The sequence below is a fragment of the Pseudomonas sp. B21-032 genome, assembly GCF_024748965.1.
Taxonomy (GTDB): Bacteria; Pseudomonadota; Gammaproteobacteria; order Pseudomonadales; family Pseudomonadaceae; genus Aquipseudomonas.
In genome coordinates this window covers 372,205-397,877 of record NZ_CP087180.1, presented here as the reverse complement: position 1 = coordinate 397,877, position 25,673 = coordinate 372,205, and the positions used below count along the sequence as shown (strand labels likewise).

Genomic DNA, 25,673 nt, shown 5'->3' with positions numbered 1-25,673 from the left:
GGCGTAACACACTCAGCGCGGGCTGAGCTCGATCAGGCAGCAGCGCCCCTGAATGTTCAAGGTCTGCAGGCCCTGACTCGCCTCCAGGTGCAAGCAGTCATAGCGCCCAAGCAGCTGCACACCGCTGTCCAGCGTCACCTCGACCTGGGAAGCCACGGCAAACAGCAGCACGGTCGTGGCCGAACTGAACAGCCGCTGGCTGCCATCGAGCCACTGCAGGCGCGCGTTGTAGCGCTCGGGAGAATAGATCAGGTTGAAATCGCGAATTGCACCACCGAGCAGCGTGCAACTGACCTGGCTCTGGCCGCTGAAGGCAAAGGCGTCGAACGGCAGCAACGGCCGCGTCGCTTGGCCATCGACCTGCAGGCGCATGCCCTCGCCCTCGAGCACGGTGATGATCCGCTGATACCCGGCAAAGCTGGAAAAACCACCGGACTCGCTGATATCGGCAATCGACAGGCGCCAGCCGAAGCCGTCCAGGCCTACGCCGGCATCGCGGGCAATCTCTTCGGTGCTGCCGCCGCCGTTCTTCCATGGCATGCGGGGGTAGTCTTTGGCGCGTAATACCTGCAACTGGCTCATTTGCTGAAGCGTCCTTCCAAGCGATGACGGGATCCGGGATGAATCAGACGAGCGGCAGTCACTGGCTGGCGCCCCGACCAGGTGCGGCGGCGGATCAGCAGGCACGGCTCGCCCGGTTCGATTTGCAGCAGGCGGCATTCATCCGGGTCGGCAAGAATCGCCTCGACCACGTGTTCGCCCTCGGTCAAGGGTGCGACCTGGGACAGGTAGGCGTAGGGCGTTTGCCGGGTGAAGTCCTGCTGGAGGTATTCGGGCGCTACCGCAGCATTAACGAAGCGGTCTTCGATCTGCACGGCGACGCCGTTCTCGTAATGCACGATCAGCGAGTGGAACACCCGCTGGCCTTCACGCATGTCCAGGGCCAGGGCGCGCTCGGAACCGGCGGCCTCTTCAGCGAGGATGATCACCTTGCAGCTGTGCTCGTGGCCACGGGCGGCGATCTCGTCGGCAATGTTGTTGACCTCGAACAGCGCCGAACGGCTCTTGGGCTCGGCAACAAAGGTGCCGACGCCCTGCATGCGCACCAGCAAGCCTTCGGCAGTGAGCTCGCGCAAGGCGCGGTTGATGGTCATGCGGCTGAAGCCCAACTGGTTGACCAGTTCGCTCTCGGACGGCACCCGGTGATGCGGCGGCCAGCTGCCATTCTGGATCTGCTGGGCGATCATCTGTTTGACCCGGGCGTACAGCGGCGCCGGACCCTCGCCCATCTGGGCAACCAGCGCGGAGACAGGAGGTGTCGGCACGGAAGATATCCTTGTTCGGTTGAATGAACGGTAGCTTGCCGGAGTTTACCCAGCAGGCAAACGTCTGTATATGTATATACAAATAATCACAATGAGGTGCCGTGCCGATGTCCGTCTTCTTTGCCGAACGTGCTTTGCTGCCTACAGGCTGGGCCGAAAACGTCCGAATCGAGGTCGGCGCCGACGGCCTGCTGACCCGCATCGAGGCCAACGCCTCGGCCGAAGGCGCCGAGCACCTGGCCGGCCCGCTGCTGCCGGGCATGCCCAACCTGCACTCGCACGCCTTCCAGCGCGCCATGGCCGGGCTTGCGGAAGTGGCCGGCAACCCCAATGACAGTTTCTGGACCTGGCGCGAGCTGATGTATCGCCTGGTCGGCAAGATCAGCCCTGAGCAGCTGCAGGTCATTGCCCGCCAGCTGTACATCGAGATGCTCAAGGCCGGCTATACCTCGGTCGCCGAATTCCACTACGTTCACCACGACACCCAGGGCCAGGCCTACGCCGACCCGGCGCAGCTGTCGCTGCGCATCAGCGCTGCGGCGCGCGCCAGCGGCATCGGCCTGACCCTGTTGCCGGTGCTGTACAGCCACTCCGGCTTTGGCGGGCAAGCACCGAACGAAGGCCAGCGGCGCTTTATCAACAGCACCGAACAGTACCTGAACCTGCAGGCACGCCTGGCGCCGCTGCTCGCCGAGCAGCCGGCGCAGGCCCTGGGCCTGTGTTTCCATTCGTTGCGCGCGGTGACTCCGGAGCAGATCGCCGAGGTCATGGCTGCCAGCGACAAGGCCTGTCCGGTGCACATCCATATCGCCGAGCAACAGAAAGAAGTCGACGACTGCCTGGCCTGGAGCGGGCGCCGGCCGTTGCAGTGGCTCTACGAGAACACCGAAGTAAATCAGCGCTGGTGCCTGGTGCACGCCACCCATGCCGAGCCCGACGAAGTCGAGTTGATGGCCCGCAGCGGCGCGGTCGCCGGCTTGTGCCTGACCACCGAGGCGAACCTGGGCGACGGCATCTTCCCGGCCGTGGATTACCTGGCCCGCGGCGGGCGCCTGGGGATTGGTTCGGACAGCCATGTGTCATTGAGCGTGGTAGAGGAATTGCGCTGGCTGGAATATGGCCAGCGTTTGCGTGACCAGCGCCGTAACCGCCTGTACCGCGGCGATCAGCCGATGGTCGGGCGCACCCTGTACGACGCCGCCCTGAGTGGCGGCGCCCAGGCCATGGGCCAGCCGATTGGCGAACTGGCGGTGGGCAAGCGCGCGGACTGGCTGGTGCTCGATGGCAACGACCCGTACCTGGCGACAGCCAGTGAAGACGGCATTCTCAACCGCTGGCTGTTTGCCGGCGGTGACCGTCAGGTGCGCGATGTGATGGTCAACGGCCAGTGGGTCGTGCGCCAGGGTCGCCATGCCCTGGAAGAAGACAGCGCACGGGAATTTGCCGGGGTGCTGCGCAGCCTGTTGGGCTGATTACGCCATCGCGGGGCAAGCCCGCTCCTACACTGTCGGAGTTGGCTTGCCAGCGATTTGGGTATCAAGGCTGGTGCGCCGCCATGTCCTTGTCCGTCACCCGCCAGATCAGCCGCTGGGTGTCGTAGCCCTGCTGGCGCGCCTTGGCCAGCAGGCTTTCGCGCTGCAACGCCGGAATGGTCGGGGTGCGCGACAGTATCCACAGGTACTTGCGATCCGGATTGCCGACCAGCGCAGTCTGGTACTTGTCGTCGACGTAAAGGATCCAGTAGTTGCCCTTGGCGACCCCAGGCAGCAAGGTCGAGAACCAGTTGTCGAACTCCACCCAGAGTTTGTCGGTCTTGCCCGGCACCTGCGCAGTGGCCGTGCCGCTGGCCTCCTGCCATTCACCTTGCAGGGTCTGGCAGCGGTTGAGCACCCCGACATTACCGTCCGGCTTGAGGTTGTAATGAGCCTCGGACTGGGCGCAGTCGCGCTGGAAGAACATCGGCAGCCGCGCCAGTTCATACCACTTGCCCTGGTAGCGCTTGAGGTCGACGCTGCCGGCAGTCTTGGGCTCCAGCGAGCCTGCGCCGGTGCTGGCACAGCCGCCGAGGATCAACCCGGCGCACAGCGCCAGCAGCAGATGCAACCGCTTCATTTGAGGCCCTGCCCGGAATACATCAGCACTTTGTCACCGGCGTACTGGACACTGATAAAGGTCTTCTCGTCGCCCCAGGTGCAGCTGGACATGCCCAGGGCGCCCGAGCAATCGGTCGGCGCGCCGAGCAGTTTTTCGACCTCGGCCTTGGCCATCCCGGACTTGAGCTGTGAATAGTTTTCCTGGTTGATCTTGTTGCACGCAGTGAGGAACACGCACAAGGACAGCAGGGCGAGGGAACGCAACGACATGAAGGGTCACTCCTGGACATGAGGGTGCAGGCGCGGTGGCCTACCGACAGCTTAGAAGGGAAAAAGCTCATCCGGTTCCCGAGCGCCCAGGTTTTGTTGGCGTCAAAGCCCCGCCATTGGTCGACTGGTGAGTTCTGCGATTAATCTTTTGCCCATAACGGACGACACAGGAAGGCGCTGCGACCGATTGCCGCGCCCCACCCGTTGACCCGCCTTGTGCAGACAGACCTCGCAATGACAAAAAACCTGAAGTTCAGCCACAAGATTCTGCTCGCCGCCGCCCTGGTGGTCGCTGTCGCCTTCACCTGTTTCATCCTGTTCAACGATTACCGCCAGCGCCAGACCCTGCGCAGCAACACCGAAGCCTCGATGCAGGAGCTCGGCAGCCTGACCAGCAGCAATATCCAGACCTGGTTGCAAAGCCGCATGCAGCTGCTGCAGTCGCTGTCCCAGCAAGTCGCCATCGATGGCGCCAGCAAGGACAGCCTGACCCGCAGCCTGAGCTTGCCGGTGTACGGCAGCAATTTTTTGCTGACCTACTTCGGTGGCCAGGACGGCTACATGCAGTCGGTACCGCTGGGCAATCGCGCCGCCGACTACGACCCGCGGGTGCGCGGCTGGTACAAGGCCGCCACCAGCGCCGGCCAGACCATCATTACCGAGCCGTACATTTCCGCTTCGGCCAACAAGCTGGTGATCACCCTGGCCACCCCGGTGCAGCACCAGGGCCGGCTGATCGGCGTCAACGGCGTCGACACCGATCTGGATAGCATCAGCGCGATCATCAACGCGCTGAACTTCGACGGCCACGGCCAGGCCTTCATCGTCAACGGCGCGGGCAAGATCCTCGTCCACCCGAAAGCCGACCTGGTGCTGAAGAACCTCAGCGACGCTTACCCGCAAGACACCCCGCAGGTCGGTAGCGGCCTGAAAGAAGCCGAGCTCAACGGCCACAAGCAGTTCATCACCTTCACCAAGGTCAACGGCGTGGCGTCGGCGGACTGGTACGTGGCGCTGGAGCTCGACCAGGATTTCGCCTTTGCCATGCTCAGCGAACTGCGCACCTCTGCAGTGGTGGCCACGGTGATCGCCGTGCTGATCATCATCGCCCTGCTCGGCGTGCTGATTCGCGTGCTGATGGAGCCGCTGCACGTGATGGGCCGGGCCATGCACGACATCGCCGAAGGCGAAGGCGACCTGACCCGGCGCCTGCGCATTCATGGCCAGGACGAATTCGGCAGCCTCGGCCAATCGTTCAACCGCTTTGTCGAACGTATTCACGAGTCGATCCGCGAAGTGGCCTCGGCCACCGGCCAGGTCAACGAAGTGGCGCTGCGCGTGGTCAGTGCCTCGAACGCCTCGATCCACAATGCCGACCAGCAGTCGAGCCGCACCAGCAGCGTCGCTGCGGCGATCAACCAGCTTGGCGCCGCTGCCCAGGAAATCGCCCAGAACGCCGCCCTCGCCTCGCAGCACTCCAGCGACGCGCGCAACCTGGCGGCGCAGGGCCAGCAGGTGGTCGAGCAGACCATCGAAGTGATGAACCAACTGTCGGCGAAAATCAGCGACTCGTGCGGCAACATCGAGACGCTCAATGCCAACACGGTGAACATCGGCCAGATTCTCGAGGTGATCAGCGGCATTTCCCAGCAGACCAACCTGCTGGCGCTCAACGCCGCCATCGAAGCGGCCCGTGCCGGCGAGGCCGGACGCGGCTTTGCCGTGGTGGCCGACGAGGTCCGCAACCTCGCCCACCGCACCCAGGATTCGGCGCAGCAGGTTCAGCGCATCATCGAAGAGCTGCAGGCTGGTGCTCAGGTGGCGGTCAGCACCATGACCGAAAGCCAGAGCCACAGCCAGCACAGCGTCGGCATCGCCAACCAGGCCGGCGAGCGGCTGGGCAGCGTAACCCTGCGTATCGGCGAGATCGACGGCATGAACCAGTCGGTGGCCACCGCCACCGAAGAGCAGACGGCCGTGGTCGAGTCGATCAATGTCGACATCACCGAAATCAATACGCTGAATCAGGAAGGGGTAGAGAACCTGCAGGCAACCTTGCGCGCCTGCAATGACCTGGAGAATCAGGCCAATCGTTTGAAGCAATTGGTGGGGAGTTTCAGGATCTGATGTGAAGCTGATCGCGGGGCGACGACTCGACTTGCCCCGCGATTGAGCTCAACTCAAAACCTTGAGCCCGGCTCCAGCAGAAAATCCATCTCTTCATCGGTACTCGGCCGATTCAGCAACAGATTGCGATGCGGGAAGCGGCCAAAGCGGGCAATCACCCGCTGGTGCTGCTCGGCGTAGTCAAGGAACCCTTCGAACAAGCGCCGATCGGCATCCGGCTGGGCATCGAGCAGCAACTGGTAACGCTCGACGCTGATGTTCTGCCAGTCCAGTACCTCGGCATGCTCCAGCACCAACAGGATGAACACCCGCTGGATCGGCAGCAACTGGTAATCCCAGGCCTTGTCCAGCCCCTGCATCACCAGCACCTGGGCACGTCGGTCGCCATCGAAGGCGCGCGGCGTGTCGCGGTGGATCATGCGCGGCAACTGGTCGAGCAGCAACACCAGGCCAAGCCAGCCCTGCGGGCTTTGCAGCCACTCATCGAGGCCGCCGGCCAGCGCTTGCTCGACCAGCTCGCCGAAGCGCTCACGCGCTTCGTCGTCGTGGTGCTTGCCGAACCACAAGGTGCTCTTCTCGTCAGCCACATCCTGGGGGCTGGTGCCCCAGCCAAACCACCACTCCAGCAAAGGCTGCCAAGGTGCGAGCATGATTTACTCCTTGTGATAACCGGTAACGCGCTCGACTTCCTGCTTGGAGCCGAGGAACACTGCCACGCGCTGGTGCAGGCTCTCTGGCTGGATGTCGAGGATGCGCTGGCGACCGTCGGTGGAAGCACCGCCGGCCTGCTCGATGATGAAGGACATCGGGTTGGCTTCGTACATCAGACGCAGCTTGCCCGGCTTGGACGGTTCGCGGGCATCGCGCGGGTACATGAACAGGCCGCCACGGGTCAGGATGCGGTGCACATCGGCAACCATCGAGGCGATCCAGCGCATGTTGTAGTTCTTTTTCAGCGGACCGGTTTCACCGGCCAGCAGCTCGCCCACGTAGCGGGTCACCGGCTCTTCCCAGTGGCGCTGGTTGGACATGTTGATGGCGAACTCGGCGGTGGTTTCCGGCACCTGGATGTTCTCGTGGGTCAGTACGAAACTGCCCAGTTCGCGGTCCAGGGTGAAGCCCTTGACGCCGTTGCCCAGGGTCAGGATCAGCATGGTTTGCGGGCCGTAGATCGCGTAACCGGCGGCAACCTGCTTGGTGCCTGGCTGCAGGAAGGCCTGCTCGTTGAGGCTCTCGTTCTGGCTCAGGTATTCGTTCGGGCAGCGCAGTACCGAGAAGATGGTACCGACCGAGACGTTGACGTCGATGTTCGACGAACCGTCCAGCGGGTCGAAGACCAGCAGGTAGGCGCCTTTCGGGTATTTGCCCGGGATCTGGTAGGCGTTGTCCATCTCTTCGGAAGCCATGCCGGCCAGGTGACCGCCCCACTCGTTGGCTTCGAGGAGGATGTCGTTGGAGATCACGTCGAGTTTCTTCTGGACTTCGCCCTGCACGTTCTCGGTGCCCATGCTGCCCAGGACACCGCCCAGCGCGCCTTTGGAGACGTTGTGGCTGATTTCCTTGCACGCACGCGCCACCACTTCGATCAGGAAGCGCAGATCGGCAGGGGTACTGTTGCTGCGGGTCTGCTCAATCAAATAGCGACTCAGGGTAACGCGGGACATGTAAGGCTCCGAAGGAAGGGGGTAATAAAAACCCACGCAGTTTACAGGGAGAGTGAAGCGCTAGCGAGCAATCAGACACGCTTGGCCGATCAGACGGCACATCGGCCCGAGAGTTCAGCGCTCCCGGGCCGGCCTTTGCAGCTTAGTCGAGGGCTTTCCAGATATCCGTGGCGTACTCGCGGATGGTCCGGTCCGAAGAGAACCAGCCCATCCGCGCGCTGTTGAGCACTGCCATGCGCCACCACTGCCTGGGCTCGCGCCAGAGCGCTTCGACGCGCAATTGCGCTTCCCAGTAGGCATCGAAATCGGCGCACACCAGGAAGCGGTCATAAGCCACCAGCGAGTCGACCAAACCGACATAGCGGGCCGGGTCATCCGGTGAAAACACCCCGCCACGAATGGCCTGGAGCACGTCGTTGAGCCGATGGGAGGCACCGATCGCGGCACTGGCGCCAAAGTCGCCGCTGCGCTTGCGCGCCTCCACCTGCTGGGAGGTCAGGCCGAAGATGAACATGTTCTCGGCCCCGACCTGCTCGCACATTTCGACATTGGCGCCGTCCAGGGTGCCGATGGTCAGCGCGCCATTGAGGCCGAATTTCATGTTGCTGGTGCCCGACGCCTCGTAGCCGGCGGTAGAAATCTGCTCAGACAGATCGGCCGCCGGAATGATGCTCTCGGCCAGGCTGACGTTGTAGTTGGGCAAGAACACCACCTTGAGCAAGCCGCGCACGGTCGGGTCGTTGTTGACCACCTTGGCGATGTCGTTGCTCAGTTTGATGATCAGCTTGGCCTGGTGATAGCTGGCGGCGGCCTTGCCGGCGAAGATCTTCACCCGCGGCGCCCAGCCACTGCCAGGTTCGGCGCGGATGGCCTGGTACAGGGCCACGGTGTGCAGCAGGTTGAGCAACTGGCGTTTGTACTCATGGATGCGCTTGACCTGCACATCGAACATCGCCTCGGGGTTGAGGGTAATGCCCAGGCGCTCCTGGACCAGGCTGGCCAGGGCCTTTTTGCTGTGCAGGCGCTGGGCGGCGAACTGCTTGCAGAACGACGCCTTGTCGGCAAACGGCTCAAGGTCGCGCAGGCGTCCCTGCGGGTCATCGAGCAGGTCGGCGCCGAGGGCCTCGACCAGCATGCCGGTCAGTTGCGGGTTGGCCTGGAACAGCCAGCGCCGGAAGGTGATGCCGTTGGTCTTGTTGTTGATTCGCTCGGGGTAGAGCTTGTGCAGTTCGGCGAACACCGTGCTGCGCATCAGCTTTGTGTGCAGCGCCGACACACCGTTGACGCTGTGCGAACCGAGGAACGCCAGGTTGCCCATGCGCACCCGGCGGCCGTTGTCTTCCTCGATCAGCGACACCGCGCGCAGCACGTCGAAGTCGTGGATGCCCTTGGCGCGCAAGGCGTCGATATGAAAGGCATTGATCAGGTAGATGATCTGCATGTGCCGCGGCAGCATGCGCTCCATCAAACCCACCGGCCAGGTTTCCAGGGCTTCGGGCAGCAAAGTATGGTTGGTGTAGGCCAGGGTCTCGACGGTCAGCTGCCAGGCGGTGTCCCAGGGCACTTCGTGCTGGTCGACCAGCAGGCGCATCAGCTCGGCGACCGCGATCGAGGGGTGGGTGTCGTTGAGCTGGATCGCCGCCTGCTGCGGCAGGTTGAGCAGGCTGTCATGCATGTTCAGGTGCCGGCGCAGCAGGTCCTGCAGCGAGGCGGAAACAAAGAAGTACTCCTGCCGCAGGCGCAGCTCCTGGCCGGCCTCGGTACTGTCGGCCGGGTACAGCACCCGCGAGATACTCTCGGCGCGCGCCACTTCGGCGACAGCGCCAAGGTGGTCGCCGGCATTGAAGCGCTCCAGGTGTAGCTCTTCCAATGCCCGCGCCCGCCACAGGCGCAAGGTGTTGACGCTGGCACCGCGCCAGCCGACCACCGGCGTGTCATAGGCCACCGCACGCACCGTCTCGGCCGGCCACCACACCTGGCGCTGCTGGCCACTGGCATCGTGCACGGTCTCGACACTGCCACCAAAGCTGATCGGGTAGATTACCTCGGCCCGCTCGAACTCCCAGGGGTTGCCGAAATCCAGCCAGTTCTCGGTCTGCTCCTGCTGCCAGCCATCGACTACCGCCTGGCGGAACAGGCCGTGCTCGTAACGAATGCCGTAACCGTGGGCGGCGATGCCAAGGGTCGACATGCTCTCCATGAAACACGCCGCCAGACGCCCCAGGCCGCCGTTACCCAGCGCCGCATCGGGCTCCAGCAGGCGAATGCGCTCAAGGTCGACGTTAAGCCCGTCCAGCGCTTCACGGGCAACATCGAGCAGGCCGAGATTGCTCAGGCTGTCGTACAGCAGACGGCCGATCAGGAACTCCAGCGACAGGTAATACACCCGCTTCTGGCTCTTGCGGTAGATCTGCCGGGTATGGTCCATCCAGTGGTCGACCATGTGATCGCGGGCAGCCAGGGCAATGGCTTCGAACCAGTCGTGATCGAAGGCATGCTCCGGGTCCTTGCCGACCGCGTAGGTCAATTTATCCAGCACAGCGGTGCGAAAAGCGGCCACCTCTGCGTCACGAGCGAGCGGTTCCTGAGACATGCGACGTCCTCGGGCAAGTTGACGAATGCGGATGGAGATTTCTCAGCCTAGACCGTTCGACACAGAGGGGAAGCTCTGGTTCGCGACTTTCTTGCGGCCAGCGGCAAACAAACCCGGAATAAAGCGGCAAATGGTTGTTCACAATTTGATCAACTCCGGTATCATCGCGCGCCCACAAGACTCTTCTAGCCTGAGCCCGATGAAACCGACCCTGATTGCCGCCGCCGAAGTCGACCGACTGGAAACCTGGCAGAAGTACCAAAGCCATATGTGCGGAGGCTGCAACTCGACCTGCTGCACCTTGCCAACGGAAGTGAAAATCAAAGACCTGATCCGCATGGGCGTGGTGGATGAGTTCGAGGTGGGCGAGCCGCCGAAGAACATTGCCAAGCGCTTGCAGAAGGACGGGATCATCCAGCGCTTCAACCAGAAGTCGGGGATTTTCACCCTGGCGCAGATGAGCAACGACGATTGCCTGTACCTGGACCGTAAAAGTCGCATGTGCACCATTTACGACAAGCGCCCGGACACCTGCCGCAACCATCCACGGATCGGCCCGCGGCCGGGGTATTGCGCATATATCCCCAAGCCTGCGGTGCGCTCGCGCTAAGCGACGACCACTGATCGGAACGCCCGACCGAAGCGAGCTGGGCGTTTGACGATGACGCTATGTTATGTTTACCTGACATTAACCAGCTAATGTTATGGATACGTAACATGCAGACCACGCTAATTTCCCAGCGCATCGGCCACAGCATCGAGCAGATGAGAAAACGCCGCGGCCTGACCAAAGTGCAACTGGCGGAACGTATCGGCATCACTCGGCAGAAGCTCAGTGAGATCGAGCAGGGCTCAAGCACCGTCGCTATCTCGTTTTACAGCAGAGCATTGAATGCCCTCGGCTGCGACGTCGAGGTCGTGGCAAAGTCCCTGCCGACCCTGGATGAGCTTGAGGACGTGTTCCGGTGAGCGCGGCAGACGAGCTGCTGGTGTCAACGCCTCAAGGCGTCAGCGGCAAGATTTACCAGCAGCCAAACGGCGACTACGTCTTTCGCTATAGCGACTCATCCTCGGCCTCGATTGCGGTGAGCATGACCATGCCCCCTCGCCGCGACGACTTCGTATCCAGGGACCTTCATCCGATTTTCCAGATGAACCTGCCCGAAGGCTATGTACTGGAGCAACTGCGCAATCGCCTGGCCAAGGTAGCAACCGTCAACCCGATGCTGCTGCTGGCGATCTCCGGCAGCAACTCGCCTATCGGCCGCGTATTCGTCACCGCACCAGAAGTGCAGCGCCTGATCGAGCAGCAAGACAACCCGGGCAAAGGCGAACGCCTAAGCGAGATTCTTGCCTGGGACGGTACCGAGGATATTTTCAATGAACTGGTCCAACGCTACATCTTGCGCTCCGGTATTTCTGGCGTGCAGCCCAAAGTGCTGGTGCCGGAACTGGCCGAAGCCCCTTACAAGGCGACCGCCACCACCGCTGACCTGATTGTAAAAAGCGGCAAGGGTGAATTCCCCCACCTGGCGATCAACGAGTACCTGTGCATGTCGATTGCCAGCGCAGCCGGAATAACCACACCAGAGTTCTACTTGTCCAAGGACAAGCGCATGTTCGTCATGCGCCGCTTCGACCGTGATGCACAGCTGAATCCGCTTGGCTTCGAAGACATGGCGGTGTTGATGGGCCTGGGTACTGCTGGCAAATACAGTAAAAGCTACGAGCACATCGCCAAAGCCATAGAGGTGTTTACCGCACCGATGGAACAGCTGGAGAACCTTCAGGCGCTGTTCGACATGGTCGCCTTGAGTTGCATCGTCGGCAACGGCGATGCGCACCTGAAGAACTTCGGCCTGCTGTACAGCACGCCTTACGCCAATGATGCCGTGCTCGCGCCAGCCTATGACATCGTCAATACCACCGCCTACCTTCCGCGAGACACACTGGCGCTGGACCTCAATGGGCAGAAGTCGCTTTTTGCCTCACGCCTGGCCATTCTCGACTTCGCCAAACGCTGCCGTGTCAGTGACCCCAAAAGCCGCATCCAGGCAATCCTGCAAGCCGTCGAAGGCACACTGCTGCATCATCAGGAGCTGACGGAACAAGCACCGGACATAGCTGCTGCCATCCGCGCCAGCGCCGCGCCGTTCGAACAGTCCTTCGGCTGATTCACACTTTCCGCGCACAAAAAAACGCCCCCGGCCTTGCGACCGGGGGCGTTTTCATTCAGCCGGAACTAAGACTCAGTTCTTGGCTTTCTTGGCAGCGCGGGTACGCTCGCCTTCGTCGAGGATCTTCTTGCGCAGACGGATCGACTTAGGGGTCACTTCGCACAGCTCGTCGTCCTGGATGAATTCCAGAGCCTGTTCCAGGGTGAAGCGAACAGGTGGAACCAGGGCGATGGTTTCGTCTTTACCCGAAGCACGCATGTTGTCGAGCTTCTTGCCCTTGGTAGGGTTGACGCCCAGGTCGTTGTCACGGCTGTTCAGACCAACGATCTGACCGTTGTAGATCTCCTGGCCGTGCTCGACGAACAGCTTGCCGCGCGCCTGCAGGGTTTCCAGGGAGTAGGTCAGGGCCTTGCCGGTTTCAACCGAAACCAGTACGCCGTTCTGACGGCCGGACATGTGGCCGGACTTCATCGGAGCGTAACGGTCGAAGATCGAGGTCAGGATGCCTGCACCGTTGGTCAGGGTCAGGAACTGGTTACGGAAACCGATCAGACCACGGGCTGGAATGTTGTATTCCAGGCGTACACGGCCCTTGCCATCCGGAACCATGTTGGTCAGGTCGCCTTTACGCAGACCCATTTCTTCCATGACCTTGCCCTGGGAGTCTTCAGGGATGTCGATGGTGACGTTTTCGAACGGCTCGTGCTTGGCACCGTCGACTTCACGGATGATCACTTCCGGACGACCAACACCCATTTCGAAGCCTTCGCGACGCATGGTTTCGATCAGAACCGAGAGGTGCAGCTCACCACGGCCAGAGACCTTGAACTTGTCAGCCGAGTCGCCTTCTTCAACGCGCAGTGCAACGTTGTACAGCAGCTCTTTGTCCAGACGTTCCTTGATGTTGCGGGAAGTCACGAACTTGCCTTCTTTACCGCAGAACGGCGAGTCGTTGACCTGGAAGGTCATCGAAACGGTTGGCTCGTCAACGGTCAGCGGCTTCATCGCTTCAACTGCGTCCGGGGAGCACAGGGTGTCGGAGATGAACAGCTCGTCGAAACCGCTGATGCAGACGATGTCGCCAGCCTGGGCTTCTTCGACGTCAACGCGGTGCAGGCCGTGGTGACCCATCAGCTTGAGGATACGACCGTTGCGCTTCTTGCCATCGACGTCGATAGCCACCACCGGGGTGTTCGGCTTGACGCGACCGCGGGCGATACGGCCAACACCGATAACACCGAGGAAGCTGTTGTAGTCCAGTGCCGAGATCTGCATCTGGAACGGACCGTCACGGTCAACAGCAGGGGCCGGTACGTTGTCGACGATCGACTGGTACAGCGGGGTCATGTCTTCGGCCATTTCGGTGTGGTCCAGACCGGCAATGCCGTTCAGGGCCGAGGCGTAGACGACTTTGAAGTCCAGCTGTTCGTCGGTGGCACCGAGGTTGTCGAACAGATCGAAGATCTGGTCCAGAACCCAGTCAGGACGCGCGCCCGGACGGTCGACCTTGTTGATCACCACGATCGGACGCAGGCCGGCTTCGAAAGCCTTCTTGGTCACGAAACGGGTTTGCGGCATAGGGCCGTCTTGAGCGTCGACCAGCAGCAGTACGGAGTCGACCATCGACATTACACGTTCAACCTCGCCACCGAAGTCGGCGTGGCCGGGGGTGTCGACGATGTTGATGTGGTAGCCGTTCCAGTTGATGGCGGTGTTTTTCGCCAGAATGGTAATACCGCGCTCTTTTTCCTGGTCGTTGGAGTCCATGACGCGCTCGTCGTTGAGCTCGTTACGCTCCAGAGTGCCGGACTGACGCAGGAGTTTGTCGACCAGGGTGGTTTTACCATGGTCAACGTGGGCGATGATGGCGATGTTACGCAGATTTTCGATCACGTGTGTATCTCGATCAGAGGATTCGGGTTGCCGCCCAGTCTAGGCGGCGAATATGAATGAATGGCGCTCAAACGGCCCGGTGGTCGGGAGGGCGATGGCGGATGCTCCCGCCATATAGCCCCGGCGTCTTATGTCGGACGATAAACGCGCACATTGGCATGTCCCTCACTGAGCAGATGATGGGCATGCAGGCGACTCATTACTCCCTTGTCGCAATACAGCAGGTACTGGCGCGTGGCATCCAGCTCCTTGAAGCGACTGTTCAGGGCGTAGAACGGCAAGGCCTGGACCTCGATGCCGTCCAGTTCCAGGGGCTGGTCTTCCTGGGCATCAGGGTGGCGAATGTCGATCACCACCTGCCCGGCCAGCGCCTGGCTGACTTCTTCGATCTGGATATCCTGGCTGAGTTCATCGATCACGTGGTCGATGGAGATCAGCCGAGCGCGCTCCAGGGCACGCTCGAGCACCGCCATGTCGAACTGCTTTTCTTCATGCTCGAGGCGATGACGCTTGGCGCAAGTGGTCGGGTTCACCGAAATCACGCCGCAGTATTCAGGCATGTGCTTGGCGAACTCGGCGGTGCCGATCTGCTGGGCCTGGTCGATGATGTCCTGCTTGTGGCTGGCCAGCAGCGGGCGCAGCACCAGCTTCTCGGTGGCCGAGTCGATCACCGCAAGGTTCGGCAGGGTCTGGCTCGAGACCTGGGAGATGGCTTCACCGGTCACCAGGGCGTCGATCTGCAGGCGGTCGGCGATGTTGGTCGCCGCGCGCAGCATCATGCGCTTGAGGGTCACGCCCATGTAGCTGTTGTCGACCTTGCCGAGGATCTCGCCGACCACTTCTTCGAACGGCACGCTGACGAACAGCACGCGCTGGCTGCTGCCGTACTTTTTCCACAGGAAGTGGGCGACTTCCATCACCCCCAGCTCGTGGGCGCGGCCGCCAAGGTTGAAGAAGCAGAAGTGGGTCATCAGGCCGCGACGCATCATCTGGTAGGCGGCGACGGTGGAGTCGAAACCACCGGACATCAGCACCAGGGTCTGCTCCAGCGCGCCCAGCGGGTAACCGCCGATGCCTTTGTGCTGGTTGTGGATGACGTACAGGCGCTTGTCGCGCACCTCGATGCGCACCTCGACTTCAGGCGTGCGCAGGTCGATACCGGCGGCGCCGCACTGCTGGCGCAACTGGCTGCCGACGTAGCGGTCGACGTCCATCGAGGTGAAATCGTGGTGACCGCCGCGCTTGCAGCGTACGGCGAAGCGCTTGCCCGCCAGCAGGTGACCGAAGTGCTGCTTGCACTTGGCGACGATGTCGTCGAAATCACCCAGCGGGTATTCGTCGACCTGCAGGAAATGGGCAATGCCCGGCGTGCAGCTCAGACGCTCGGTCATCTCGCGCAGGACCTTCTCGTCCTCGATGTGAGTGATCACTTCGAGGTTATCCCAGACACCGTTAACCGCGAGCGCAGGATCGAGGTCCTTGAGCACGTTGCGGATGTTGCGGGCCAGTTGACGGATGAAGCGCTTGCGAACCGGCCGGCTCTTGATGGTGATCTCTGGGAAGACTTTTACGATTAGTTTCATGAAAAACAGCGCGCGAGGTGCCGACTAAAAAAGTGGGGCGCGGATTATAGCGGAAATTGCTCAAGCTTTGAGCAACTTTTGTACAGAAGGTTTTTCTCGCACCGTTATGGTGCATCATGACTGTTTAGCGCATCGTAAGGGTGCAGAAAAAACCGCTGATTTCAGCGAATCGGGCGAAAACGCTTGGGTTTGGGGCAAAAATCCCAACTCGGGGCACTGGCATGCAATTTGCTCCCTTGTGAGGCAGGTTGCCTTGGCCGACTATTCGCGCCCGGCATCACCCAAATTAAAGGGCTGCACAGGCAAGCTCTACCCCACCCGGAGGACACTATGTCGAAGTCGGTTCAACTCATCAAAGATCATGACGTTAAATGGATTGATCTGCGCTTCACTGACACCAAAGGCACTCAGCACCACGTGACCATGCCAGCTCGTGATGCGCTGGATGAAGATTTCTTCGAAGCCGGCAAGATGTTCGACGGTTCCTCCATCGCTGGCTGGAAAGGCATCGAAGCCTCCGACATGATCCTGATGCCGGACGACTCCTCCGCCGTGCTCGACCCGTTCACCGAAGAGCCGACCCTGATCCTGGTCTGCGACATCATCGAACCTTCGACCATGCAAGGCTACGACCGCGACCCACGCGCCATCGCCCGCCGCGCCGAAGAGTACCTGAAGACCACCGGTATCGGTGACACCGTGTTCGTCGGCCCAGAGCCTGAGTTCTTCATCTTCGACGAAGTGAAGTTCAAGTCCGACATCTCCGGCTCGATGTTCAAGATCTACTCCGAGCAAGGCTCGTGGATGTCCGACCAGGACGTCGAAGGCGGCAACAAAGGCCACCGTCCAGGCGTCAAAGGCGGCTACTTCCCGGTACCACCGTTCGACCACGACCACGAAATCCGTACTGCCATGTGCAACGCCATGGAAGAAATGGGCCTGGTCATCGAAGTCCACCACCACGAAGTGGCAACTGCCGGCCAGAACGAAATCGGCGTGCAGTTCAACACCCTGGTGAAGAAGGCTGACGAAGTTCAGACCCTCAAATACTGCGTGCACAACGTTGCCGACGCCTACGGCCGCACCGCTACCTTCATGCCTAAGCCACTGTACGGTGACAACGGCTCGGGTATGCACGTGCACATGTCCATCTCCAAAGATGGCAAGAACACCTTCTCCGGCGAAGGCTATGCCGGCCTGTCCGACACCGCCCTGTACTTCATCGGCGGTATCATCAAGCACGGTAAGGCCCTGAACGGCTTCACCAACCCGGCTACCAACTCCTACAAGCGTCTGGTACCAGGCTTCGAAGCACCGGTCATGCTGGCCTACTCGGCGCGCAACCGTTCCGCCTCGATCCGCATCCCGTACGTTTCCAGCCCGAAAGCCCGCCGCATCGAAGCGCGCTTCCCGGACCCGGCTGCCAACCCGTACCTGTGCTTCGCAGCACTGATGATGGCCGGCCTGGACGGTATCCAGAACAAGATCCACCCAGGCGATGCCGCCGACAAGAACCTGTACGACCTGCCGCCTGAAGAGGCGAAAGAGATACCACAGGTTTGCGGCAGCCTGAAAGAAGCCCTGGAAGAGCTGGACAAAGGCCGTGCGTTCCTGACCAAGGGCGGCGTGTTCTCCGACGACTTCATCGATGCCTACATCGCGCTGAAAAGCGAAGAAGAAATCAAGGTCCGCACCTTCGTACACCCACTGGAATACGAGCTGTACTACAGCTGCTAAGCCAGTGACGCTCGCGCAAGCGGCGTAGCTTGAAAAAAGGCCTCCTTCGGGAGGCCTTTTTCATACATATTCTTCAGATGTTCCCGATAGGTCAGCCTCCTGACCTCGACCATGCTGGCTCAGCAATCCACGCCCGAGCCCATCATGACCCGCACCCCGATCACACTCACCCTGCTTGCCTTGCTGACAGGCTGCAGTACCCCGCCAGCACCGCTCGAATCACAGGTGCTGCTACGCACCAACACCGCCTGGGACGGCAGCCCCTACCCGCGCTACCCCGACGGCCCAGCGGAGCTGACCCTGGTTAAAATCCACATTCCGCCTGAAACAACCCTCGACTGGCACAGCCATCCGCTGCCCAACGCCGGCTACCTGCTTGCAGGTGAACTGCTGGTGGAAACCCGTGACAGCAACAAACAGGTAAGCATCAAGGCCGGAGACGCCCTCGCCGAGATCGTCGATGGTGTGCATCGCGGGCGTACAGGCGCGCAAGCGGCCGAACTGATTGTTTTTTATGCCGGCAGCCAGGGTGTGCCGCTTTCCCAGCCCGCGCCAGCTACCACACCACTCACCGCCTTGCTCGACAGCATCGACCAGCGCCTGCACATCGCCCACGCGGTTGCCCTGAGCAAATGGGACTCGGGCCAGCCAGTAGAAGCGCCTGAACGCGAGCAGCAGGTGATTGCCAATGCCCAGTCCCAGGCCCTGCGCTTTGGTGTCGACGGGCAACGGGCAGCGCTGTTCTTCGCCGATCAGATCGAAGCCAACAAGCTGCTGCAGTACAGCGCGCTGTCGCGCTGGCATGCCGTCGGCAGCGCACCGCAAACCCCGCGGGTCGATCTGGGCAGCCAGCTGCGCCCGCAGCTGGATCGCCTGCAGCGCACCCTGCTCAGCCAGTTGGCCGAGTTTGATCGCAACCGCCCGGCCCACTGCCCGGCAACCCTTGCCCAGGCCATCGCGCAACGAGCCCGAGACCCGCAGCAATCCGTGGCGCTGATCCGCGCCACCACGCATTTGTGCTCGCCGCAGTAATCCTTCCTCTATGCTCTATATTGGTGCACGCATCTGCCTGCACCTGAGCAACTCAGCCCATTTTGGTTCACAAAAAGCGTGATCTCAGGACTTTGTAGGCATTTTTCGCGCAAATACAGGTCTTAATCCGGAAATTCCGCTTCTTTTCGGAGCCTTGGTTTGCTTTTTGCATTTTCTTTGTACCAGCGGATTACCAGCGACCGCGACTTGGGCCCAGGCCGAGGTTGTATGAGCCAAAAGAGGTCACCGACGCCCCATGACCATCAGCGATGCACTGCACCGACTGCTACTGGACAACCTGACCACCGCCACCATCCTGCTCGACGCCGAGTTGCGCCTTGAGTACATGAACCCGGCAGCGGAGATGCTCCTGGCCATCAGCGGCCAGCGCAGCCATGGTCAGTTCATCAGCGAGCTGTTCACCGAATCGCCCGAGGCGCTGAACTCCCTGCGCCAGGCAGTGGAACAGGCGCACCCCTTCACCAAGCGCGAAGCGCAACTGACCTCGCTGACCGGCCAGACCCAGACCGTCGACTACGCGGTAACGCCGATCCTCAGCAAGGGCGCGACCCTGCTGCTGCTTGAAGTGCACCCGCGTGACCGCCTGCTGCGCATCACCAAGGAAGAGGCCCAGCTGTCCAAGCAGGAAACCACCAAGATGCTGGTGCGCGGCCTGGCCCACGAGATCAAGAACCCGCTCGGTGGCATTCGCGGCGCCGCCCAGTTGTTGGCCCGCGAACTGCCCGAGGAAGGCCTGAAGGACTACACCAATGTAATCATTGAAGAGGCCGACCGCCTGCGCAACCTGGTCGACCGCATGCTCGGCTCGAACAAGCTGCCGTCGCTGGCCCTGACCAATATTCATGAGGTGCTGGAGCGGGTCTGCAGCCTGGTCGAGGCCGAAAGCCAGGGTGGCATCACCCTGGTGCGCGATTACGACCCGAGCCTGCCGGACGTGCTGATCGACCGCGAACAGATGATCCAGGCGGTACTCAACATCGTGCGCAACGCCATGCAGGCCATCAGCGGCCAGAACGAGCTGCGCCTGGGCCGCATCAGCCTGCGCACCCGGGCCATGCGCCAGTTCACCATCGGCCACACCCGTCACCGCCTGGTGGCCCGCATCGAGATCATCGACAACGGCCCGGGCATCCCTGCCGAACTGCAGGAAACCATCTTCTACCCCATGGTCAGCGGCCGCCCGGACGGTACCGGGCTGGGCCTGGCCATTACCCAGAACATCATCAGCCAGCACCAGGGCCTGATCGAATGTGACAGCCACCCTGGCCACACCACCTTCTCGATCTTCCTGCCGCTGGAACAAGGAGCCACCGCCTCATGAGCCGAAGTGAAACTGTCTGGATCGTCGACGATGATCGTTCCATCCGCTGGGTGCTGGAAAAGGCCCTGCAACAGGAAGGCATGACCACCCAGAGCTTCGACAGCGCCGACGGGGTCATGAGCCGACTGGCCCGGCAACAGCCGGACGTGATCATTTCCGACATCCGCATGCCCGGCGCCAGCGGCCTGGACTTGCTCGCGCAGATCCGCGAGCAGCACCCGCGCCTGCCGGTGATCATCATGACCGCCCATTCCGACCTAGACAGCGCGGTGGCGTCCTATCAGGGCGGTGCCTTCGAATACCTGCCCAAGCCATTCGATGTCGACGAGGCGGTATCGCTGGTCAAGCGCGCCAACCAGCACGCCCAGGAGCAACAGGGCCTGGACGTCGCCCCGAGCCTGACCCGCACCCCGGAGATCATCGGCGAAGCGCCGGCAATGCAGGAGGTGTTCCGCGCCATCGGCCGCCTGAGCCATTCCAACATCACCGTGCTGATCAACGGCGAGTCCGGTACCGGTAAAGAACTGGTCGCCCACGCCCTGCACCGTCACAGCCCACGTGCGGCGTCGCCGTTCATCGCCTTGAACATGGCGGCGATCCCCAAGGACCTGATGGAATCGGAACTGTTCGGCCACGAGAAAGGCGCCTTCACCGGCGCTGCCAACCTGCGCCGCGGACGCTTCGAGCAGGCCGATGGCGGCACGCTGTTCCTCGACGAGATCGGCGACATGCCGGCCGATACCCAGACCCGCCTGCTGCGGGTGCTGGCCGATGGTGAGTTCTACCGGGTAGGCGGCCATGTGCCGGTCAAGGTTGATGTGCGAATCATCGCCGCCACCCACCAGAACCTGGAAACCCTGGTGCAGGCCGGCAAATTCCGCGAAGACCTGTTCCACCGCCTGAACGTGATCCGCATCCACATCCCGCGCCTGGCCGATCGTCGCGAAGACATCCCAACCCTGGCCCGCCACTTCCTCGGCCGCGCCGCCCAGGAACTGGCGGTGGAGCCGAAATTGCTCAAGGCCGAAACCGAGGAATTCATCCGCAACTTGCCGTGGCCGGGCAACGTGCGCCAGCTGGAGAACACCTGCCGCTGGATCACGGTGATGGCCTCCGGACGCGAAGTGCATATCGGCGACCTGCCGCCCGAGCTGCTTAACCTGCCGCAAGATTCAGCGCCGGTGACCAACTGGGAACAGGCCCTGCGCCAATGGGCCGACCAGGCCCTGGCCCGCGGCCAGTCGAGCCTGCTCGACAGCGCCGTGCCGAGTTTTGAGCGGATCATGATCGAGACCGCCCTCAAGCACACCGCCGGCCGCCGCCGCGATGCCGCAGTGCTGCTGGGCTGGGGCCGCAACACCCTGACGCGCAAGATCAAGGAGTTGGGGATGAAGGTCGATGGCGGCGACGAGGACGGTGACGACGAGGCCTGAGCGTTAACCTGATCGCGGGGCAAGCCCGCTCCTACCAATTGGTGTGGGAGCGGCGGTGCGGCGATCCGACTTGCCCCGCGATGCTTTTGCACCGAACCTGTGCCCTGCGCACCGCAGCAAAGCACAAATTCCCCGCCTAACCCCGCCTAACCCCTTAAAACCCGCCATTTCCCGCACTGCAACAAAACTGGCACACACCCTGCATTAGTATCAGTACTTCCAGTTTTGGGGACCTTGGTACAGGCAGGCCGGGGAATCCCCTCTTTTATTCGCGCAGTTTCACCTGCACCCGCCAGCGTCCGCCCTCCTCTGCACCGGCCCATTCGCCATGCAGAGGGCGGGCCGCGACCAGGGTCACAAGCAAGCCGCCGTCACTGTGCTGCACCCGCCAGCTCACCGGTTTACCCTGCAACTGCAACTGACCCCGCGCAACCTTGCCCTCGGCCTCGAACAGCAGCGCCAGAGTGCCTTCGACCTCTTCGCCGTGCAGTTTGGGCTCTTCGTTGAACCACAGGTTCAACCCCGCCTCGACCACCTCGACCTGCTCCAGCACCCGTGGCTCTGGCGCAGTCAGGCGACCGATCATCAGCCCCACCAGCATGCCGAACAGCGCCAGGGAAAACAGCACGCGCGGCCATAGCTGCGAACGCGGGTCCGGTTCAGGAGTAGAATGCTCGACATCTTTATGTTCGGAGCCGTGCATGTTTCACGTCATCCTCTTTCAACCAGAGATTCCGCCGAATACCGGCAACATCATCAGACTGTGCGCCAACAGCGGCTGCCACCTGCACCTGATCGAGCCGATCGGCTTCGAGCTGGACGACAAGCGCTTGCGCCGGGCCGGTCTGGACTACCACGAGTATGCCACGCTCAAGCGCCACCCAGACCTGCCCAGTTGCCTGGAAAGCCTTGGCCAGCCGCGGCTGTTCGCCTTCACCACGAAGGCCTCGCACCCTTACCACGAAACCGCCTTCCAGCCGGGCGACGCTTTCCTGTTCGGCCCGGAAAGCCGTGGCCTGCCGGCCGAGGTGCTGGACAGCCTGCCCGCCGAGCAGCGCCTGCGCCTGCCGATGCGCCCGGGCTGCCGCAGCCTGAACCTGTCCAACACGGTGGCGGTGACGGTGTACGAAGCCTGGCGCCAGCAAGGTTTTGCCTGAGGAATCAAACCGCAGAACAGCGCCGAACCGGTGGGAGCGGGCCTTGCCCCGCGATCGCTCGCGAAGCGGCCGTATTCCAGCCCCCCCCTGATGTGCCAGCTGTACTGTGCTCATCGCGGGGCAAGCCCGCTCCCACAGTGTTCGCGACAATCCCCAAGAAAAAAGCGCCCCGAGGGGCGCTTTTTGCTTCATCGCAACAGGCTTATTGCAGCGAAGGGGCTTCGCCAGCTTCCTGCATGCGTTGCATTTCCTGAGCGTACAGGGCGTCGAAGTTGACCGGCGAGAGCATCAGCGCCGGGAACGAACCACGGGTCACCAGGCTGTCCAGCGCTTCACGGGCGTACGGGAACAGGATGTTCGGGCAGAACGCGCCCAGGGTGTGGCTCATCGACGCCGGGTCGAGGTTCTTGATCAGGAAGATACCGGCTTGTTGCACTTCAGCGATGAAGGCCACTTCGTCGCCGTTCTTCACGGTCACCGACAGGGTCAGCACGACTTCGTGGAAGTCGCCTTCCAGGCCTTTCTGCTTGGTGTTCAGGTCCAGGGCAACGCTTGGCTCCCACTGCTGACGGAAGATCGCCGGGCTTTTTGGCGCTTCGAACGACAGGTCGCGCACGTAGATGCGCTGCAGGGAGAATTGCGGAGCGTTGTCGTCGGCTGCGGCTGCGGCGTCGTTGTTCTGTTGATCAGTCATGACAGATCCTTCTTTCCAGAGTCTTTAATGGGTTTCTGATTCAGGCCTTGAGCAGCGCATCGAGCTTGCCGGCGCGCTCCAGGGCATACAGGTCGTCGCAACCGCCGACGTGGGTGGCGCCGATCCAGATCTGCGGCACCGAGGTACGACCGGCCTTCTGGCTCATTTCGGCGCGCACCTGAGGCTTGCCATCGACCTTGATCTCTTCGAAGGCCACGCCTTTGCTTTCAAGCAGGTATTTTGCCCGCGAGCAGTAAGGGCAGTAATCGCTGGAGTAGACGATGACGTTGCTCATGTCACTTCACCAACGGCAGGTTATCGGCCTTCCAGCTCGACACGCCGCCCGACAGCTTGGCCGCGGTGAAGCCGGCCTTGAGCAGTTCGCGCGCGGTGGTGCCGGCGTGCTGGCCCATGGCGTCGACGATGATCAGGGTCTTGTTGGCCTTGTGCTTTTCCAGCTCGCCGATGCGCGCGGCGACCTTGTCCTGGGGAATGTTCACGGCGCCCACGATGTGACCGGCGGCGTAGTCCTTGCTCGAACGGATGTCGATCACCAAGCCCTTGTCGGCGTTGACCAGCGCGGTCAGTTCGCCAGTGCTGAGGCTGCGGCCGCCCTTGCGTGCTTCGGTGACGATCAGCAAAACCAGCAGAACGACGAAGATACCGACCAGCAGATAGTGATTTGTTGCGAATTCAATCAGGTGAGCAACCATCGGAGGGTGTTCCAGGCCATTAAAAATGTTGGCCAGTATACACAGCCCCCAAGGTCGGCCAAAGCCCGCCGGGCAGGGTTATCGCCAGTAATTCTCATTACCGGGCTACAGCCCGTCGGCCCGCGCCGTCGTGCCTGCAAGGTTAATTCGTCATTCGTGGCCAATTTGCCCTAAAATGCGTGTCTTTATCATCTGAACAACCGTGAGTGTGGGATTGATGACGAGCACGCCAAAACCCTTGGTCCTGATCATCCTCGATGGTTTCGGTCACAGCGAAAGCCACGAATACAACGCCATCTATTCGGCCAACACGCCAGTCTACGATCGCCTGCGCGCCACCCAGCCGCACGGCTTGATCTCCGGCTCCGGCATGGATGTCGGCCTGCCGGACGGGCAGATGGGCAACTCCGAGGTCGGTCACATGAACCTCGGCGCTGGCCGCGTGGTTTACCAGGACTTCACCCGGGTGACCAAGGCGATCAAGGACGGCGAGTTCTTCACAAACCCCGTGCTGTGCGGCGCGGTCGACAAGGCCGTCGGCGCCGGCAAGGCGGTGCACATCCTTGGCCTGCTGTCCGATGGCGGCGTGCACAGCCACCAGGACCATCTGGTGGCCATGGCCGAGCTTGCCGCCAAACGCGGTGCCGAGAAAATCTACCTGCACGCCTTCCTCGACGGCCGCGACACCCCGCCGAAAAGCGCGCAATCCTCGATCGAACTGCTCGACGCCGCCTTCGCCAAACTGGGCAAGGGCCGCATCGCCAGCCTGATCGGCCGCTACTACGCCATGGACCGCGACAACCGCTGGGACCGCGTATCGGCTGCCTACAACCTGATCGTCGACAGCAGCGCCGAATTCACCGCCGACACCGCCCTGGCCGGCCTTGAAGCCGCCTACGCCCGCGACGAGAGCGACGAATTCGTCAAGGCCACGCGCATTGGCGAAGCGGTAAAGGTCGAAGACGGCGACGCGGTAATCTTCATGAATTTCCGTGCCGACCGCGCCCGCGAGCTGTCGCGGGTGTTCGTCGAGCCGGACTTCAACGAATTCCCACGGGCACGCCTGCCAAAACTGGCCGCCTACATCGGCCTGACCCAGTATTCGGCAAAAATCCCCGCCCCGGCCGCCTTTGCCCCTGGCAGCCTGAACAATGTGCTCGGCGAATACCTGGCGAAAAACGGCAAGACCCAGCTGCGCATCGCCGAAACAGAGAAGTACGCCCACGTCACCTTCTTCTTCTCCGGTGGCCGTGAAGAGCCGTTTGAAGGCGAAGAGCGCATCCTCATCCCGTCGCCGAAGGTCGCCACCTATGACCTGCAGCCGGAAATGAGCGCACCGGAAGTCACCGACCGCATTGTCGAAGCCATCGAGCAGCAGCGTTACGACGTGATCGTGGTCAACTACGCCAACGGCGACATGGTCGGCCACAGCGGCGTGTTCGAGGCCGCAGTCAAGGCCGTCGAGGCCCTGGACCTGTGCGTCGGGCGCATCGTCGAGGCGCTGGACAAGGTCGGCGGCGAAGCGCTGATCACCGCCGACCACGGCAACGTCGAGCAGATGGAAGACGAATGCACCGGCCAGGCGCACACTGCGCACACCACCGAGCCGGTACCGTTCATCTATGTCGGCAAGCGCAAGGTGCAGGTCCGCGAAGGCGGCGTGCTGGCCGACGTGGCGCCGACCATGCTCAAGCTGCTGGGCCTGGAAAAACCGGCAGAAATGACTGGCACCTCGATTCTGATCGACGGCTAAAGCCGTTAGCGACAAGCTGCAAGCCGCAAGAAAGAGCCCATTGACCCGCTTTTCTTGCCGCTTGTGGCTTGCCGCTTGTAGTTAAAG

Annotated in this window: 24 protein-coding genes and 1 pseudogene; 12 read left to right on the top strand and 13 right to left on the bottom strand. The window is 62.0% G+C overall.

What is annotated here, in order from left to right:
- Positions 1–12 precede the first annotated feature (12 nt).
- On the bottom strand, positions 13–582 hold the full coding sequence (locus LOY54_RS01750) for a HutD family protein (protein ID WP_258608980.1): 570 nt from the start codon (positions 580–582) through the stop codon (positions 13–15).
- Positions 579–1,289, bottom strand: a complete 711-nt coding sequence (gene hutC / locus LOY54_RS01745) for a histidine utilization repressor (protein WP_176794301.1) — start codon at positions 1,287–1,289, stop codon at positions 579–581. The genes LOY54_RS01750 and hutC overlap by 4 nt, the downstream gene beginning before the upstream one ends.
- A gap of 143 nt (positions 1,290–1,432) precedes the next feature.
- On the opposite strand from hutC, the gene LOY54_RS01740 reads away from it, so the two are divergent.
- Positions 1,433–2,797 (top strand): formimidoylglutamate deiminase, encoded by a 1,365-nt coding sequence (locus LOY54_RS01740; RefSeq protein WP_258608979.1) that lies wholly within the window; start codon positions 1,433–1,435, stop codon positions 2,795–2,797.
- A gap of 64 nt (positions 2,798–2,861) precedes the next feature.
- Here the strand turns inward: LOY54_RS01740 and LOY54_RS01735 are convergent, their stop codons facing one another.
- Positions 2,862–3,437 carry a lipocalin family protein gene (locus LOY54_RS01735; protein ID WP_258608977.1) on the bottom strand — a complete coding sequence of 192 codons (576 nt, stop codon included), beginning with the start codon at positions 3,435–3,437 and terminating at the stop codon, positions 2,862–2,864.
- Positions 3,434–3,688: an outer membrane protein assembly factor BamE gene (locus LOY54_RS01730; protein WP_010222308.1), complete on the bottom strand. Its 255-nt coding sequence runs from the start codon at positions 3,686–3,688 to the stop codon at positions 3,434–3,436. Before LOY54_RS01730 ends, LOY54_RS01735 begins: the two co-directional genes overlap by 4 nt.
- Before the next feature lie 234 nt (positions 3,689–3,922).
- Between LOY54_RS01730 and LOY54_RS27490 the strand changes: the two are divergent.
- Positions 3,923–4,960, top strand: a pseudogene (locus LOY54_RS27490) (cache domain-containing protein); the annotation flags it as partial.
- Between the two features lie 24 nt (positions 4,961–4,984).
- Positions 4,985–5,815: a methyl-accepting chemotaxis protein gene (locus LOY54_RS27485; protein ID WP_404944412.1), complete on the top strand. Its 831-nt coding sequence runs from the start codon at positions 4,985–4,987 to the stop codon at positions 5,813–5,815.
- 53 nt (positions 5,816–5,868) lie between these two features.
- On the opposite strand, the gene LOY54_RS01720 is transcribed toward LOY54_RS27485, so the two are convergent.
- The 3 genes from LOY54_RS01720 to LOY54_RS01710 form a co-directional block, all read right to left on the bottom strand.
- The gene (locus LOY54_RS01720) at positions 5,869–6,465 is read right to left on the bottom strand and encodes a DUF924 family protein (protein WP_045193897.1); all 597 of its coding nucleotides are present in this window, start codon (positions 6,463–6,465) and stop codon (positions 5,869–5,871) included.
- A 3-nt stretch (positions 6,466–6,468) separates the two neighbouring features.
- A complete protein-coding gene (locus LOY54_RS01715) occupies positions 6,469–7,479 on the bottom strand; it encodes a class 1 fructose-bisphosphatase (RefSeq protein WP_045193898.1) in 1,011 nt (336 codons plus the stop codon).
- A gap of 142 nt (positions 7,480–7,621) precedes the next feature.
- Complete coding sequence (locus LOY54_RS01710; RefSeq protein ID WP_045193899.1) at positions 7,622–10,072, bottom strand: glycogen/starch/alpha-glucan phosphorylase; 2,451 nt, start codon at positions 10,070–10,072, stop codon at positions 7,622–7,624.
- A 199-nt stretch (positions 10,073–10,271) separates the two neighbouring features.
- On the opposite strand from LOY54_RS01710, the gene LOY54_RS01705 reads away from it, so the two are divergent.
- The 3 genes from LOY54_RS01705 (at position 10,272) to LOY54_RS01695 (ending at position 12,246) form a co-directional block, all read left to right on the top strand.
- Complete coding sequence (locus LOY54_RS01705; protein ID WP_230090916.1) at positions 10,272–10,682, top strand: YkgJ family cysteine cluster protein; 411 nt, start codon at positions 10,272–10,274, stop codon at positions 10,680–10,682.
- A 107-nt stretch (positions 10,683–10,789) separates the two neighbouring features.
- A complete protein-coding gene (locus tag LOY54_RS01700; RefSeq protein WP_123564854.1) occupies positions 10,790–11,041 on the top strand; it encodes a helix-turn-helix transcriptional regulator in 252 nt (83 codons plus the stop codon).
- Entirely contained in the window at positions 11,038–12,246 is a 1,209-nt protein-coding gene (locus tag LOY54_RS01695) for a type II toxin-antitoxin system HipA family toxin (RefSeq protein WP_258608974.1), read from the top strand. Before LOY54_RS01700 ends, LOY54_RS01695 begins: the two co-directional genes overlap by 4 nt.
- A 75-nt stretch (positions 12,247–12,321) precedes the next feature.
- Here the strand turns inward: LOY54_RS01695 and typA are convergent, their stop codons facing one another.
- Positions 12,322–14,142 (bottom strand): translational GTPase TypA, encoded by a 1,821-nt coding sequence (gene typA / locus LOY54_RS01690; RefSeq protein ID WP_045193901.1) that lies wholly within the window; start codon positions 14,140–14,142, stop codon positions 12,322–12,324.
- A 128-nt stretch (positions 14,143–14,270) separates the two neighbouring features.
- Positions 14,271–15,725 (bottom strand): tRNA uracil 4-sulfurtransferase ThiI, encoded by a 1,455-nt coding sequence (thiI, locus tag LOY54_RS01685; protein ID WP_093377039.1) that lies wholly within the window; start codon positions 15,723–15,725, stop codon positions 14,271–14,273.
- A gap of 330 nt (positions 15,726–16,055) precedes the next feature.
- On the opposite strand from thiI, the gene glnA reads away from it, so the two are divergent.
- The 4 genes from glnA to ntrC all read left to right on the top strand — a co-directional run bounded on the left by glnA (position 16,056) and on the right by ntrC (position 21,269).
- A complete protein-coding gene (gene glnA / locus LOY54_RS01680; protein ID WP_038997584.1) occupies positions 16,056–17,462 on the top strand; it encodes a glutamate--ammonia ligase in 1,407 nt (468 codons plus the stop codon).
- 144 nt (positions 17,463–17,606) lie between these two features.
- Complete coding sequence (locus LOY54_RS01675; protein ID WP_258608972.1) at positions 17,607–18,494, top strand: chorismate mutase; 888 nt, start codon at positions 17,607–17,609, stop codon at positions 18,492–18,494.
- A 256-nt stretch (positions 18,495–18,750) separates the two neighbouring features.
- Positions 18,751–19,836, top strand: a complete 1,086-nt coding sequence (gene glnL / locus LOY54_RS01670; RefSeq protein ID WP_045193903.1) for a nitrogen regulation protein NR(II) — start codon at positions 18,751–18,753, stop codon at positions 19,834–19,836.
- The gene (ntrC, locus tag LOY54_RS01665; RefSeq protein ID WP_093377053.1) at positions 19,833–21,269 is read left to right on the top strand and encodes a nitrogen regulation protein NR(I); all 1,437 of its coding nucleotides are present in this window, start codon (positions 19,833–19,835) and stop codon (positions 21,267–21,269) included. The genes glnL and ntrC overlap by 4 nt, the downstream gene beginning before the upstream one ends.
- Before the next feature lie 265 nt (positions 21,270–21,534).
- On the opposite strand, the gene LOY54_RS01660 is transcribed toward ntrC, so the two are convergent.
- A complete protein-coding gene (locus LOY54_RS01660) occupies positions 21,535–21,972 on the bottom strand; it encodes a hypothetical protein (protein WP_045193905.1) in 438 nt (145 codons plus the stop codon).
- Between LOY54_RS01660 and LOY54_RS01655 the strand changes: the two genes are divergently transcribed.
- Positions 21,971–22,426: a tRNA (cytidine(34)-2'-O)-methyltransferase gene (locus LOY54_RS01655; protein WP_195885493.1), complete on the top strand. Its 456-nt coding sequence runs from the start codon at positions 21,971–21,973 to the stop codon at positions 22,424–22,426. The genes LOY54_RS01660 and LOY54_RS01655 overlap by 2 nt on opposite strands.
- A 202-nt stretch (positions 22,427–22,628) precedes the next feature.
- Here LOY54_RS01655 and secB read toward each other — a convergent pair whose 3' ends face one another.
- The 3 genes from secB to LOY54_RS01640 are packed head-to-tail and all read right to left on the bottom strand — an operon-like array spanning position 22,629 to position 23,833.
- Positions 22,629–23,120 carry a protein-export chaperone SecB gene (gene secB, locus LOY54_RS01650; protein ID WP_045193907.1) on the bottom strand — a complete coding sequence of 164 codons (492 nt, stop codon included), beginning with the start codon at positions 23,118–23,120 and terminating at the stop codon, positions 22,629–22,631.
- Positions 23,121–23,160: 40 nt separating this feature from the next.
- Positions 23,161–23,415, bottom strand: a complete 255-nt coding sequence (gene grxC / locus LOY54_RS01645; protein ID WP_258608970.1) for a glutaredoxin 3 — start codon at positions 23,413–23,415, stop codon at positions 23,161–23,163.
- A 1-nt stretch (position 23,416) separates the two neighbouring features.
- Positions 23,417–23,833, bottom strand: a complete 417-nt coding sequence (locus LOY54_RS01640) for a rhodanese-like domain-containing protein (RefSeq protein ID WP_010222286.1) — start codon at positions 23,831–23,833, stop codon at positions 23,417–23,419.
- 217 nt (positions 23,834–24,050) lie between these two features.
- On the opposite strand from LOY54_RS01640, the gene gpmI reads away from it, so the two are divergent.
- The gene (gene gpmI / locus LOY54_RS01635; protein WP_093377059.1) at positions 24,051–25,586 is read left to right on the top strand and encodes a 2,3-bisphosphoglycerate-independent phosphoglycerate mutase; all 1,536 of its coding nucleotides are present in this window, start codon (positions 24,051–24,053) and stop codon (positions 25,584–25,586) included.
- Positions 25,587–25,673 lie beyond the last annotated feature (87 nt).

Excerpts from the sequence above, each read along its gene's own strand:
- LOY54_RS01750 (WP_258608980.1), bottom strand. The coding sequence starts at position 582 with ATGAGCCAGTTGCAGGTATTACGCGCCAAAGACTACCCCCGCATGCCA.
- hutC (WP_176794301.1), bottom strand. The coding sequence starts at position 1,289 with ATGGGCGAGGGTCCGGCGCCGCTGTACGCCCGGGTCAAACAGATGATC.
- LOY54_RS01740 (WP_258608979.1), top strand. The coding sequence starts at position 1,433 with ATGTCCGTCTTCTTTGCCGAACGTGCTTTGCTGCCTACAGGCTGGGCC.
- LOY54_RS01735 (WP_258608977.1), bottom strand. The coding sequence starts at position 3,437 with ATGAAGCGGTTGCATCTGCTGCTGGCGCTGTGCGCCGGGTTGATCCTC.
- LOY54_RS01730 (WP_010222308.1), bottom strand. The coding sequence starts at position 3,688 with ATGTCGTTGCGTTCCCTCGCCCTGCTGTCCTTGTGCGTGTTCCTCACT.
- LOY54_RS01720 (WP_045193897.1), bottom strand. The coding sequence starts at position 6,465 with ATGCTCGCACCTTGGCAGCCTTTGCTGGAGTGGTGGTTTGGCTGGGGC.
- LOY54_RS01715 (WP_045193898.1), bottom strand. The coding sequence starts at position 7,479 with ATGTCCCGCGTTACCCTGAGTCGCTATTTGATTGAGCAGACCCGCAGC.
- LOY54_RS01710 (WP_045193899.1), bottom strand. The coding sequence starts at position 10,072 with ATGTCTCAGGAACCGCTCGCTCGTGACGCAGAGGTGGCCGCTTTTCGC.
- LOY54_RS01705 (WP_230090916.1), top strand. The coding sequence starts at position 10,272 with ATGAAACCGACCCTGATTGCCGCCGCCGAAGTCGACCGACTGGAAACC.
- LOY54_RS01700 (WP_123564854.1), top strand. The coding sequence starts at position 10,790 with ATGCAGACCACGCTAATTTCCCAGCGCATCGGCCACAGCATCGAGCAG.
- thiI (WP_093377039.1), bottom strand. The coding sequence starts at position 15,725 with ATGAAACTAATCGTAAAAGTCTTCCCAGAGATCACCATCAAGAGCCGG.
- glnA (WP_038997584.1), top strand. The coding sequence starts at position 16,056 with ATGTCGAAGTCGGTTCAACTCATCAAAGATCATGACGTTAAATGGATT.
- LOY54_RS01675 (WP_258608972.1), top strand. The coding sequence starts at position 17,607 with ATGACCCGCACCCCGATCACACTCACCCTGCTTGCCTTGCTGACAGGC.
- glnL (WP_045193903.1), top strand. The coding sequence starts at position 18,751 with ATGACCATCAGCGATGCACTGCACCGACTGCTACTGGACAACCTGACC.
- ntrC (WP_093377053.1), top strand. The coding sequence starts at position 19,833 with ATGAGCCGAAGTGAAACTGTCTGGATCGTCGACGATGATCGTTCCATC.
- LOY54_RS01655 (WP_195885493.1), top strand. The coding sequence starts at position 21,971 with ATGTTTCACGTCATCCTCTTTCAACCAGAGATTCCGCCGAATACCGGC.
- LOY54_RS01660 (WP_045193905.1), bottom strand. The coding sequence starts at position 21,972 with ATGCACGGCTCCGAACATAAAGATGTCGAGCATTCTACTCCTGAACCG.
- secB (WP_045193907.1), bottom strand. The coding sequence starts at position 23,120 with ATGACTGATCAACAGAACAACGACGCCGCAGCCGCAGCCGACGACAAC.
- grxC (WP_258608970.1), bottom strand. The coding sequence starts at position 23,415 with ATGAGCAACGTCATCGTCTACTCCAGCGATTACTGCCCTTACTGCTCG.
- LOY54_RS01640 (WP_010222286.1), bottom strand. The coding sequence starts at position 23,833 with ATGGTTGCTCACCTGATTGAATTCGCAACAAATCACTATCTGCTGGTC.
- gpmI (WP_093377059.1), top strand. The coding sequence starts at position 24,051 with ATGACGAGCACGCCAAAACCCTTGGTCCTGATCATCCTCGATGGTTTC.